14 protein-coding genes are annotated in these 12,151 nt (G+C 59.6%); 8 read left to right on the top strand and 6 right to left on the bottom strand.

Annotated elements, in window-relative coordinates; translation table 11 throughout:
- Together ribD and nrdR are read right to left on the bottom strand one after the other, a co-directional pair.
- Positions 1-626, bottom strand: a 626-nt coding sequence (gene ribD, locus GHO42_RS05490) for a bifunctional diaminohydroxyphosphoribosylaminopyrimidine deaminase/5-amino-6-(5-phosphoribosylamino)uracil reductase RibD (protein ID WP_178114898.1), incomplete at its 3' end; no start/stop codon positions are given.
- Positions 623-1,087, bottom strand: coding sequence for a transcriptional regulator NrdR (nrdR, locus tag GHO42_RS05485; protein WP_029611200.1), 465 nt, complete (start codon positions 1,085-1,087; stop codon positions 623-625). The genes nrdR and ribD, both read right to left, overlap by 4 nt.
- A 139-nt stretch (positions 1,088-1,226) precedes the next feature.
- On the opposite strand from nrdR, the gene GHO42_RS05480 reads away from it, so the two are divergent.
- Genes GHO42_RS05480 through trxA form a run of 3 tightly spaced genes read left to right on the top strand, consistent with a single transcriptional unit; the run spans position 1,227 to position 3,269 of the window.
- Entirely contained in the window at positions 1,227-1,676 is a 450-nt protein-coding gene (locus GHO42_RS05480; RefSeq protein WP_094999468.1) for a hypothetical protein, read from the top strand.
- A complete protein-coding gene (locus GHO42_RS05475) occupies positions 1,673-2,362 on the top strand; it encodes a methyltransferase (RefSeq protein ID WP_153327374.1) in 690 nt (229 codons plus the stop codon). Before GHO42_RS05480 ends, GHO42_RS05475 begins: the two co-directional genes overlap by 4 nt.
- Positions 2,363-2,393: 31 nt before the next feature.
- Entirely contained in the window at positions 2,394-3,269 is an 876-nt protein-coding gene (trxA, locus tag GHO42_RS05470) for a thioredoxin (protein ID WP_094999470.1), read from the top strand.
- 164 nt (positions 3,270-3,433) lie between these two features.
- On the opposite strand, the gene GHO42_RS05465 is transcribed toward trxA, so the two are convergent.
- A complete protein-coding gene (locus GHO42_RS05465; protein ID WP_094999471.1) occupies positions 3,434-3,781 on the bottom strand; it encodes a hypothetical protein in 348 nt (115 codons plus the stop codon).
- 133 nt (positions 3,782-3,914) lie between these two features.
- Between GHO42_RS05465 and GHO42_RS05460 the strand changes: the two genes are divergently transcribed.
- From GHO42_RS05460 to GHO42_RS05440, 5 genes are all read left to right on the top strand, one after another.
- Positions 3,915-4,478: a DUF2796 domain-containing protein gene (locus GHO42_RS05460; protein WP_095019067.1), complete on the top strand. Its 564-nt coding sequence runs from the start codon at positions 3,915-3,917 to the stop codon at positions 4,476-4,478.
- A gap of 51 nt (positions 4,479-4,529) precedes the next feature.
- Positions 4,530-5,240, top strand: a complete 711-nt coding sequence (locus GHO42_RS05455; protein WP_095019068.1) for an ABC transporter ATP-binding protein — start codon at positions 4,530-4,532, stop codon at positions 5,238-5,240.
- Between the two features lies 1 nt (position 5,241).
- Positions 5,242-6,507, top strand: a complete 1,266-nt coding sequence (locus GHO42_RS05450) for an ABC transporter permease (RefSeq protein WP_095019069.1) — start codon at positions 5,242-5,244, stop codon at positions 6,505-6,507.
- 25 nt (positions 6,508-6,532) lie between these two features.
- Positions 6,533-7,042, top strand: a complete 510-nt coding sequence (locus GHO42_RS05445) for a DUF3299 domain-containing protein (protein WP_371926176.1) — start codon at positions 6,533-6,535, stop codon at positions 7,040-7,042.
- A 240-nt stretch (positions 7,043-7,282) separates the two neighbouring features.
- Entirely contained in the window at positions 7,283-7,981 is a 699-nt protein-coding gene (locus GHO42_RS05440; protein ID WP_094999476.1) for an OmpW family protein, read from the top strand.
- 59 nt (positions 7,982-8,040) lie between these two features.
- Here GHO42_RS05440 and GHO42_RS05435 read toward each other — a convergent pair whose 3' ends face one another.
- The 3 genes from GHO42_RS05435 to GHO42_RS05425 form a co-directional block, all read right to left on the bottom strand.
- On the bottom strand, positions 8,041-8,970 hold the full coding sequence (locus GHO42_RS05435) for an NAD-dependent epimerase/dehydratase family protein (protein ID WP_094999477.1): 930 nt from the start codon (positions 8,968-8,970) through the stop codon (positions 8,041-8,043).
- Positions 8,963-9,847, bottom strand: a complete 885-nt coding sequence (locus GHO42_RS05430) for a sugar nucleotide-binding protein (protein ID WP_094999478.1) — start codon at positions 9,845-9,847, stop codon at positions 8,963-8,965. The genes GHO42_RS05435 and GHO42_RS05430 overlap by 8 nt, the downstream gene beginning before the upstream one ends.
- Before the next feature lie 144 nt (positions 9,848-9,991).
- Positions 9,992-12,106 (bottom strand): mechanosensitive ion channel family protein, encoded by a 2,115-nt coding sequence (locus tag GHO42_RS05425; protein WP_153327376.1) that lies wholly within the window; start codon positions 12,104-12,106, stop codon positions 9,992-9,994.
- Positions 12,107-12,151 lie beyond the last annotated feature (45 nt).

Genomic DNA, 12,151 nt, shown 5'->3' with positions numbered 1-12,151 from the left:
CCATCGGCCAGCACGGTATCCGCACCCGTCAGCACCACACTGGCCTGGGCCCGCAAGCGCTGCACCGCCGAGCGCGCTTCTGGCCCGGTGATCCACTGGCTTTCGCCGTTGGCCATCGCGGTGCGGCCATCAAGGCTCATGGCCATTTTGACCCGTACGAACGGCAGACCGTGCTCCATGCGCTTGAGAAAACCAGGGTTCAACGCCCGGGCATCGGCTTCCAGCACACCACTGCGCACTTCAATACCGGCATCGGCCAAACGCTTGAGGCCACGCCCGGCAACTTCCGGGTTGGGGTCCTGCATGGCTGCAACCACACGCGCCACACCTGCGCTAATCAGCCCTTCGGCGCACGGTGGGGTGTGCCCATGATGGCTGCACGGCTCAAGGGTGACATAGGCCGTGGCGCCCCGCGCCAGCTCACCGGCCGCGCGCAAGGCGTGGACTTCGGCATGGGGCTCGCCGGTGCGCACATGCCAGCCTTCGCCGACGATCTGCCCGTCACGTACGATGACGCAACCGACACGGGGGTTGGGGTGAGTGGTGTACAGCCCGTTGCGCGCCAGCTCGATGGCCCGCGCCATGTAATGGGTGTCTAAAATCGATTGTTCTGTGGACTGGATCATTCTTTGGAAGGCTCACGGGCAAGACGGTCGATCTCTTCGCGGAACTCGTTCAAGTCCTGGAAACGTCGATAGACCGAGGCAAAGCGGATATAGGCCACTTCGTCGAGCTTTTGCAGCTCGCCCATGACCAGTTCACCAACAACCAGCGATTTGACTTCGCGTTCGCCAGTGGCGCGCAGCTTGTGCTTGATCCGGGCCAGCGCGGCTTCAAGACGCTCGACACTCACCGGGCGCTTTTCCAGCGCACGCTGCATGCCGGCGCGCAGCTTTTCTTCATCGAACGGCTGGCGGCTGCCGTCCTGCTTGATAAGGCGGGGTAATACCAACTCAGCTGTTTCAAAGGTGGTGAAACGTTCACCACAGGCCAGGCATTCACGCCGGCGGCGCACCTGGTCGCCCTCGGCAACCAGACGCGAGTCGATGACTTTAGTGTCGTTGGCACCGCAGAAGGGACAGTGCATGGTGGCAGCCAACAAAAATGGGGAGCGCCATGTTAGCGCATCCCACTGGCAAGACAAGCCATAGGCTTTACGGTATACAGACGGGCTACTATCTTTTACACAATCTGATACACCGACTGACCTGCCGCTGGAGCCGTGTATGCCGCTACGAACGCTTGTTTTGCTGTGCCTTGCCAGTTTGCTGGTCGCTTGTAGCAGTGAGCCGCCAAAATCGGCACAGCCCCAAGTGCTGACGCAGCCAAAAACCGATGCCCCGGCTGACCTTGGCCCGCTGCCGTCATATCAGCGCGAGTTGAGCGGAGTGCTGACCGGTGTGCCGGCAGGCGCCGAGGTCGAGCTGGCCATGCTGATCGTTGACGATCGTGGCCGCCCCCAAGGCTTGATGGCCAGCAGCAAGATCCTCGGCAACAGCCAGGCGCTGCCCTTCAAGCTGCGCTTCAACCCGCAAGCCTTCCCGACCGGGATGCGGGTCGAGCTGCGCGGCCGCGCCAGCCAGTCCGGGCAATTGATCCTGCATCTGCCTTCGCGGATCATCAACCAGCCCACCACGCAGGCGCTGGGTACCCTGGCCTTCGTCAAAGCACCATGAATATACCGTTTGGCCTGCAGCAGTCGTTGAGCGAGTTGCTGGGTGATGCGCGGCTGGTGGCGACCGACTTGCCCGGCACCGCGCTCAAACTCTGGTTGATCGATGCCCACAATATGGATCGCGCCTTCACCCCCGACGAAACCCGGCGCATTCTCTACGAACCTCCCTACTGGGCCTTTTGCTGGGCCAGCGGGCTGGCGCTCGCACGCTTTCTGGCCGAGCAACCGCAGTGGGTCAAGGGCAAGCGCGTTCTGGATTTTGGTGCCGGTTCGGGCGTTGCACCGATTGCAGCAGCCAGGGCCGGGGCGCTGGAAGTGGTGGCCTGTGACCTTGACCCGCTGGCACTGGCGGCCTGCAGGGCCAATGCCCAGCTCAACGATGTCGCGCTGGGCTACTCCAGCGATTTTTTTGCCGAGGCGGACCGGTTCGATCTGATCCTGGTGGCTGATGTGCTCTACGACCGCGAAAACCTGCCGCTGCTGGATCAGTTCCCTAGCCGCGGCCAGCAGACCCTGGTAGCCGATTCCCGCGTACGCGACTTCAAGCACCCGCTTTATCGGCAACTGGCCATGCTCAAGGCCCTGACCCTGCCCGACCTGGCCGAGCCCCACGAATTTCGCAACGTCAGCCTGTATCACGCACAACGCGAGCCTGTGCCTTTCAGCCACTGCGCCCAGCCTTTATAGTTGCTCTTATTTACCTGCTTCGAGACACGAAATGAATCAGCCTACGCCTTCTTACAGCTTCGACGTGACCTCCACTGACTTCGACAGGCTGGTAGTCCAGGCCTCATTCGACCAACCCGTACTGGTGGATTTCTGGGCCGAGTGGTGCGCTCCCTGCAAGGTGATGCTGCCGATCCTGGAGCAAATTGCCGAGGACTATCAGGGCGAACTGCTGCTGGCCAAGGTCAACTGTGATGTCGAGCAGGATATTGTTGGCCGCATTGGCATTCAGACCTTGCCCACCGTGGTGCTGTTCAAGGACGGCAAAGTGGTCGACGGTTTCCAGGAAGCCCAGCCGGAATCAGCGATCCGTGCCATGCTCGCGCCCCATGTGGTGATGCCTGAAGCTGCGGTTGAAGACCCGCTGGTTCAAGCCCAGGCGCTGTTTGCCGAAAGCCGTTTTGCCGATGCTGAAGCCTTGCTCAAAAGCATCCTGACTGAAGACAACAGCAACGCCAAAGCGCTGATCCTGTATGGCCGCTGCCTGGCTGAACGTGGCGAGCTGACTGAAGCACAAGCGGTGCTGGATGCGGTCAAGAGCGACGAGCACAAGGCCGAACTGGCCGGGGCCAAGGCGCAACTGACGTTCTTGCGCCAGGCAGCGGACTTGCCGGATGTGGCCGACCTGAAGACCCGCGTGGCACAAAACCCGCAAGACGACGAAGCGGCGTATCAACTGGCAATCCAGCAACTGGCACGCCAGCAATATGAAGGCGCACTGGACGGGCTACTGAAACTGTTCACCCGCAACCGCAGCTACAACGAAGGCATCACCCACAAGACCCTGCTGCAGGTGTTCGACCTGCTGGGCAATGATCACCCGCTGGTCACCACCTACCGCCGCAAGCTGTTTGCTGCGCTGTACTAAACCCCGATACATATCTGTAGATACTCTGTTGCAGGTCAAGCCCTATTGTGGGAGCGAGCCTGCTCGCGAACGACCTTCGCGAGCAGGCTCGCTCCCACAGTTGCAGTGTTCCTGTAGCTGCCAAACGCAGCCTCGTCCCTCGGCAGCTGCTACGGGAGTTTTTGTTACGCCACGTCAACCCAGCTGTAAATCGGCGAATCAGCACCGCTAACCACTTTCACCTCGGCACAATGGCGCAGGCGCACCAACAAGCGTTTGCCTGCTCCCGTGCTGCCGGTCAGCGCTTCAAGCTGCCCCAGCAATTCAGGCCCGCTGATCTGTCCAGCCTTGCGCAGCAAATCCTTGGTGGCTTCCCACACGGCATCATCCTGATTCGCAGGTTTTGCGGGCGGCTGGCTGATCGGTGCTTCACTGACGTGCAGTTGCGCGCCCAGCTTTATCCAGTCGCTCTCATCCAGCTCCACGGTCAAATCCACCGGCCAGTCGCCTATCGTTCCGCGAATGCGCACCATCGTCGTGCTCCTCAATTTTCTTGCAGCCATGCTCCCACGCGCCTTGCGTAACGCCAAGCACACGGGCAAACTCTCGCAACAGTTGTTATAAGATCACATAACAATATTTTCACATTTCTGCTGGAGTGCTCCCATGCGCCGTTTGCTTCTTGCTTTGCCGTTTGCCTTGTTGCCGCTGGCGATGGCTCACGCCGCCGACGATCATGATCACGACCATGAACACAGCAGCCTGGCGCCCCATGAACATGGCGTAGGCAGCTTGAATGTCGCGCTCGACGGCCAGACCCTGGAACTGGACCTGGATGGCCCGTCGATGAACCTGGTGGGCTTTGAACACGTTGCTACCACTGATGCTGACAAGGCCAAAGTCAGCTCGGTACGCAAACAACTGGAAGACCCACTGGTGCTGTTCAGCATCCCCAAGGCCGCCGGTTGCACAGCTGAAGCGCAGGAACTGAAAAGCCCGCTGTTCGAACCGGCGCCGGAAGAAGGCAGCGCCAAGGGCGAGCACCATCACAGCGATATCGAAGCCCACTATGCGTTTACCTGCAGCACGCCGGACGCTTTGAAAGCGCTGGATCTGGCGCAGTTTTTCAAGACATTCCCCGGCACCCATAAATTCAAGGTACAACTGATCGGCCCGAGCGGTCAGCAAGCCGTGGAAGTGACAGCCAAGGCACCTGTGCTGAAGTTTTAAACAGCTCCCACAGAAAGACTTCCACCAACTCCCAGGCGATCTCCTCCCCCAATGACCCAAGCACTTATCGAACTGAGCGACCTGAGTTTCCGCTGGCCGGGGCACCCCGTGCTACTGGATATTCCGGCGTTTCGCCTGCAAGCAGGTGAAACCCTGTTCCTCAAAGGCCCCAGTGGCAGTGGCAAAACCACTTTGCTGGGGTTGCTTGGCGGCGTGCAAAAAGCCAACAGCGGCAGCATCCGCTTGCTCGGCCAGGAGCTGGGAGAGCTGGGTTCCGGGGCCCGTGACCGTTTCCGGGTTGACCACACGGGCTATATCTTCCAGCAATTCAATTTGCTGCCATTTTTGTCGGTTCGCGAGAACGTCGAGCTGCCTTGCCACTTTTCCAAACTGCGTGCCAGCCGCGCCGTGCAACGCCACGGCAGTGTGGATAACGCCGCGCAAACCCTGCTGGCCCATCTGGGCCTTAAAGACCCGGCCCTGCTGGAGCGACGTGCAGACTCGTTATCCATCGGCCAGCAGCAGCGTGTTGCCGCCGCCCGCGCACTGATCGGTCAGCCCGAACTGGTGATTGCCGACGAGCCCACATCAGCGCTGGACGCGGACGCTCGCGAAGCCTTTATCCAGCTGCTGTTTGCCGAATGCCGTGAAGCGGGTGCCAGCCTGTTGTTTGTCAGCCACGATCAAAGCCTGGCCCCTCTGTTCGACCGTAACCTGTCGTTGTCTGAACTCAATCGCGCCGCCCTGTCGGTAGAGGTCTGAGATGTATCTGTTTCGTCTAGCGTTGGCCAGCCTGGCCAACCGCCGCTTTACCGCACTGCTGACCGCCTTCGCCATTGCCCTGTCGGTGTGCCTCCTGCTGGCCGTGGAACGGGTCCGCACCGAAGCCCGCGCCAGCTTCGCCAGTACCATCAGCGGCACCGACCTGATCGTGGGTGCCCGCTCGGGCTCGGTCAATCTGCTGCTGTATTCGGTGTTCCGCATCGGCAATGCCACCAACAATATTCGTTGGGACAGCTTTGAACATTTCGCCAACAACCCGAAAGTGAAATGGGCCATCCCCATGTCCCTGGGCGACTCGCACCGCGGCTATCGGGTGATGGGCACCAGCGAGGCGTACTTCGAGCACTACCAGTACGGCCACAAGCAAAACCTGAAACTGGCCAGCGGCCGTCCTTTTGCCAGCGATCCGTTCGAAGTGGTACTGGGTGCCGAAGTCGCCGATGCCCTGCATTACAAACTGGGCGACAAACTGGTGCTGGCTCATGGCGTGGCGGCGATCAGCCTGGTCAAGCACGACGACAAACCGTTCACCGTGGTTGGCATTCTCGCGCGCACCGGTACCCCGGTGGACCGCACGCTGCATATCAGCCTGGGCGGTATGGAAGCAATCCATATCGACTGGCATAACGGCGTGCCCGCCCACGGTGCCGGGCGTATCAGCGCTGACCAGGCCCGCAATATGGACCTAACCCCCCAGGCCATCACTGCGTTCATGCTGGGCCTGAACAGCAAAATTTCGACTTTTGCCCTGCAACGGGAGATCAACGATTTTCGCGGTGAGCCGATGATGGCGATTTTGCCCGGCGTAGCCCTGCAGGAACTCTGGAGCTTGATGAGCACTGCTGAAAAAGCGTTGTTTGTGGTGTCGCTGTTTGTGGTACTGACCGGACTGATCGGCATGCTCACCGCAATCTTGACCAGCCTCAATGAGCGGCGCCGCGAGATGGCGATCTTGCGCTCCGTGGGCGCCCGCCCTTGGCATATCGCCACGTTACTGGTGTTCGAAGCACTGGCTCTGGCACTCGCCGGAGTGATCGCCGGTGTCGGTCTGTTGTATGTGTGCATTGCCGTCGCGCAAGGCTATGTGCAATCGAACTACGGGTTGTATTTGCCACTGGCGTGGCCAAGTGAATATGAATGGACGCTGCTCGGCGGTATTCTGGCAGCGGCCCTGTTGATGGGCTGCGTGCCTGCCTGGCGCGCCTACCGACAATCGCTGGCAGATGGTCTGTCCATTCGTTTATGAGCTTACATTTATGAAAAGGTCTGCAATGTCTCGCGTGCTGCTGGCACTGTTACTGCTGGTTGCGACGCCGCTGTTGGCGGCCGAACCGAAAGAGCTGACCTGGTCGGAAATGATCCCGGCGGATGCGCCGCCTGAAGCACCGGACATGACGCCCCTGCATGACCTCTCGCAGATGGGCAATATGGAAGCCGCCCCGGCAGCCAGGCAGGACTTGCCCAATGCGCCGGTGGTCCCGGCGCTGGATGGTCAGTTGATTCGCCTGCCGGGGTATATCGTGCCCCTTGAAGTCAGCGAAGACGGGCGCACCACGGACTTTTTGCTGGTGCCGTACTTCGGTGCCTGCATCCATGTACCGCCACCGCCGTCGAACCAGATCGTGCACGTGACCAGCAAGGAAGGGGTCAAACTCGACGAGTTGTACCAGCCGTACTGGATCGTGGGCGCGCTGCAGGTCAAGGCCAGCACTAGCGAACTGGCGGATGCGGGGTATCAGATGGATGCGCAGCGGATCGTGGTGTATGAATTGCCGGAGTAACCCCAAAGGCCCCTCACCCTAGCCCTCTTCCAGTGGGAGAAGGGACTGAAAGCAAAAGCAGGTTTGCGCAACGCCACCCATCAGCTCCCTCTCCCTCCGCGAGAGGGTTGGGGTGAGGAGCTCTGGGCAATTAACGAATTTTTCACAACTTCACGCTTTCATTGAGCTGGGTCAACTGAACAGGCCTGGGCGCTCATTACCATTGGTTATATAAATTTTAAATATCCAAATGGAGCTCCCATGCACAAGTCTTTGCTCAGCGCAGCCGCCCTTGCGCTCGCCGTCGTCGCCCCTCTTGCCCACGCGCACACGGAAGGCGACATCATCGTGCGTGCCGGTGCTATCACGGTAAACCCGAAAGCCGACAGCTCCAGCGTCAAGGTTGATCAAGGCCCGTTGGCAGGTGCTGATCTGGGTGGCAAGGCGACCATGAGCAGCGACACGCAACTGGGTCTGAACTTCGCTTACATGATCACCGACCATGTGGGTATCGAATTGCTGGCAGCCACACCGTTTGAGCATGACGTGAAACTCAAGGGTACTGGCCTGGCAGCCGCCAACGGCAAACTGGGTAGCCTCAAACACTTGCCGCCAACCCTGAGCGTTGTGTACTACCCACTGGATACCAAATCGGCATTCCAGCCTTACGTCGGTGCCGGCATCAACTACACCTGGATCTACGACGAACACGTCGGCAGCCGTGCCAGCGCCGAAGGGTTCGACAACTTCAAGGCAAAAAACTCCTGGGGCATGGCCTGGCAGCTGGGTGCTGACTACATGCTGACCGACAACATCATGATCAACGCCCAGGCGCGTTATATCGATATCGACACCCGCGCCACTGTGGAAAACAACGCCGTGGCACCAGGCACTCGTGCCAAGGTCAACGTAGACGTGGACCCATGGGTATACATGGTTGGCCTGGGCTACAAATTCTAAGTCCGGCAATCATAAAAAAGGCGCCTTCGAAAGGCGCCTTTTTTGTGGGCGGGTGGTTCTTAGCGGCCTAGCAGGCGTGCCAGCCCGACACTCATTGGTGTGGTTTCACCGAGGGTGAAGCGTTGCAACAAACGGCTATTGTCAGCACGGGAATGGCGGATATCACCCGAGCGGGCCGGACCGTGGCTGATCGGTGGCAACTCGCCGACCACTTCGCTCAACGCTGCCAGCATTTGATTGAGTGTAGTGGCCTTGTTCAAGCCTACGTTCACGGCACCCGCTTCAGCGTTCTCGGTTTCGACGGCTTGCACCAGAATCTTGACCAGATCACCCACATACACGAAGTCGCGCGTTTGTTCGCCATCGCCAAAGATGGTGATCGGCAGGCCCTTTTCAGCACGCTCACTGAAAATGCTGATCACGCCCGAATAAGGCGAGGAGGGGTCCTGGCGCGGGCCAAAGATATTGAAGAAGCGAAAGATCACCGGCTCCAGACCGTGCTGGCGACGATAGAAATCCAGGTAGTACTCGCTGGACAACTTGTCGGCGGCATAAGGTGTCAATGGCGCTTTAGGCGTGTCTTCGACAATCGACTCGCCTTCGCCGTTATTGCCGTAGACCGCAGCACTGGAGGCGAAAACAACGCGCTTGATCCCTGTTTCGCGCATGGCTTCGCACACATTCAGGGTGCCGATGAAGTTGCTTTGGTGAGTACGCACCGGGTCGTCTACCGAGGCTTGTACCGAAGCAACCGCCGCCAGGTGAACCACTGCGCTGCAACCAGCCATGACTTTGGCAACCAGTGCGGCATCGGCCACGTCACCTTCAATCAGCTCGACCCGCGAGTTGGCCATTGGCAAGTTGCTGCGTTTGCCTGTGGACATGTCATCGAGAATTCTTACGGAGTAGCCCTTGGCCAACAAGGCGTCTACCAGGTTGGAGCCAATAAAACCGGCACCACCGGTGATTAAAACGGGAGCATCAACCATGACGATAAAACCTGTCCAGTAAAGTGGGGAGCGCCGCACGCCAGGCGCGAGGCTTGATCCCGAAGGTGTGTAGAATTTTTTTGCACGCCAGCACCGCGTGCTGGGGTTCTTCTGCCGCGTCGGGCCGCGCGGCGTGCGCCTGGGGTGTCGGCGCTTCGATTGCCAGTTCGTGCAGGTTACGGGCCTCGGCCAGGATCGCCTGCCCCAGCGCCAGCGGCGTTGTCGCTTCGTGCCCGGCGTAGTGGTAAGTGCCCCACAGCGGCGCCGCGCAATCGAGCTGCTTGAGTACCGAGATAATCACCCGCGCAGCATCATCCACCGGCGTCGGGTTGCCCCGTCGATCATCGGCCATCAACAACTCACCCGGCTTTTCGGCCTGGGCCAGAAACCGCCCGAGGGTGCCATCCGGGCTGTCATCGAGCAACCAGCCAAAACGCAGCAGCACATGTTGCGGGCAAATGGCCCGCACACTTTGTTCGATACGCCACAGTGCCTGACCGCGCAACCCGAGCGGGACGGGTTCGTCTTTTTCGCTATAGGCCGTCGCACGCGAGCCATCGAAAACCCGATAGCTGGAAGGTTGCAACAAGGTGATGCTGTGGTGCTGGCACAGCTCGGCCAGACGCTCGACAGCGCGCTCCTGGGCGGCAAGACGCGACTCGCTTACTGTCTGCGCCTGAAACCAGTCGAAGTAGTACGCAAGGTTGATGACAGCATCCGGGCGGGTGTCATCGAGCAGTTGCGTGAGGCTCGCGGCGTCCCAACCGTCTTGCGGCGGGCGCGGGGCTAGGAAATTGATGTCTTCCTCGGCACCCAGACGAATCAGCGCCTGCCCGAGGGCATTTCCGCCGCCCAATAACATAAGGCGCATTCGCATAAAGTATGCAGGCTCAGTCTATTTAGAACGGTGATGTATACCAGAAAACCAGCCGTGAAAGCTGCTGACCCTAATCAAGATAGCCGCATTTTGCGGGTTTCTTGCCCACCCGTCACTGACAAACTGCCTCATGCTAAAAGGCCTTCATTGGGATCTGGGCGGAATATCAGTCAGTAATACCGTAGACCGTTGCGCCAAGGAGTCCGCTGGCAGCGTTTGTTCCGGCTCCCGCACGGGCAGCAGAAACCCCTGTGGATAATGCTGTGCGAAGTGAACATCCGGCGACTTATCCACAAGCTTTTTAAGCCGGTCATTGAATGCCCGGCTCACGGTGTTCTGCGCCCCGGACATGGTTCGGAACTGCGCGGTTATGGTCACGCCATCGAGGTTCATGCTGTCGACGCCAAAGATCGTCAGCGAGCCCTGCAGGCTCAGGCTGAGCAGAGGATCGCTGCTGATCTGGCTCCCCGCTTCCCGAATCAGGGCCGTCGCTTTGTCCATATCGGTGTCATAGGTGAACTGCACGGAAAAAAAGGCATAGGCAAACTGCCGGGAATGGTTGATGACGGCCTTGATCTGACCGAAAGGCACCGAATGGACAAAACCTCTCGAATCGCGAAGGCGCAGGGTTCGTATGGTCAACCCCTCGACGGTGCCGGCATGGGCGGAGTCGATCACCACCCAGTCACCCACCGAGATGGTGTCTTCAATAATGATAAACAGCCCGGTAATCACGTCCTGCACCAACTGCTGGGAGCCAAAGCCGATGGCCAGGCCTATCACCCCGGCGCCAGCCAGGAAGGGCGCGACGTTCACCCCCAGATTGGCCATGGTGGTGATGGTACAGATCACCACCAGAATCACTTTGATAGCATTGCGCGCCAGCGGCAGGATGGTCTTGATTCGCGTACTGGGCTCATGGCTCCCGCGCCGGTTGGTGGCCGGTTCCAGCGCTTGTTGAATGGCCGTGTCGAGGACCACCCAGGTCAACCAGGTCACCAGAAGGATCAACAGGATATGGCCCAGGGAATCACTGATGACCTTGCCGGTATTGCTGTCGGAAGCGAAGGCCAACAGCGAGAAACCCCAGATCTTCGCCAGCAACTCAATAAAGGTCACGGCCAGGGCAATGCGCAGCAATGCGTAAACCACACCGATAAAACGCTCTTTATAGGCCCCTGTATGCTGGGTTCGCGCCCGAAACGAATGGTGCAGAATCGTGCTCAGAAATACCGTGCCGATCAGCAGGCCCGATGTCAGCAATGCACTGCGCAAGGCACGTTCACTGCCCTCACCCACGCCCAGTAAATTGCGCGCGCTCACCAGCAACATCAGCAGCACGGGCCAGTACCAGAGTACCGAAAAAATGCGCAACGACTCTTGCAAGGCTGGCTGCCCGAGCCGTTGTGCCAGGGCCCGATTGCGGATCAGGTGAGCCACGGGCCGCCGCAGCCGTACCACCAGCCAGCCCAGAATGGCGCACGCCAGCAGGCCGGCGAGTACCGACAGACAACTGGCGATATTACCGCCGATTTGCCGCGCAATTTGCGGGCTGCTCATTGCGTCGCTCAGTGCCGAAAAAAAGCCGATCAAGAACAGCGCCCGTTTCGAGTACTGACGAATAATCTGCACCGCGCGGCGCTTGTGGCCCGTTTCAAACAAGGTACTCAGTGACAGCACCAGCGCCACACAGAACACCCCGGCGCTGCCAGCATAGGTCAGGGTCAGGCCGAACGAGCGACCCAAGGTGTCTTGCAGCATGCGGCTGGCGTACAGGGCCAGCATCAACGAGACCAGCGCAGGCAACATGTAGGGCACCACATAACCCACCAGCGTCTGGATGCGTGGCCGGTCAACCATCGAACGCGTGGTACACAAATAACGCGCCAGCAATCTTCCTGCGAGCATCAACCCGAAAAAAACGCCGGACCAGATAACCGTCAGCAAGAAAAAGTCGCCTACACCACTCCAGGAAGGATGTGTGGATGCCTGCTCGACCAGTTGTCCTACTTCACCTGCCGCCCGCTCGGTGCGTAAACGCCAGGCGTCCAGCAACTGCATACTCAGGCCGAGCTGACCTTGAACCTCGTCCATCCCCGCACCCAAGGCACCCAGCAGCCCGCCATCCACCAGCACGGGAGGCTTGCCATCGGATTCCTCGGCCTTGATCACAGAGGCCAGCGTAGGGGCGGCCAAAAGCATGCCATTGCCCGAGCACAACAGGACAAGAAGCAGAAACGCTGTTTTGAATTTGTACAAACCCGGGGGCCTCCTGCACATCCTTGATAGGCCAACCGTATCGAA

It is taken from the genome of Pseudomonas sp. FSL R10-0056 (genome assembly GCF_009600105.1).
Classification (GTDB): domain Bacteria; phylum Pseudomonadota; class Gammaproteobacteria; order Pseudomonadales; family Pseudomonadaceae; genus Aquipseudomonas; species Aquipseudomonas bubulae.
The sequence above is the reverse complement of the archived record's forward strand: the minus strand, read 5'-3'. Positions and strand labels throughout refer to the sequence as shown.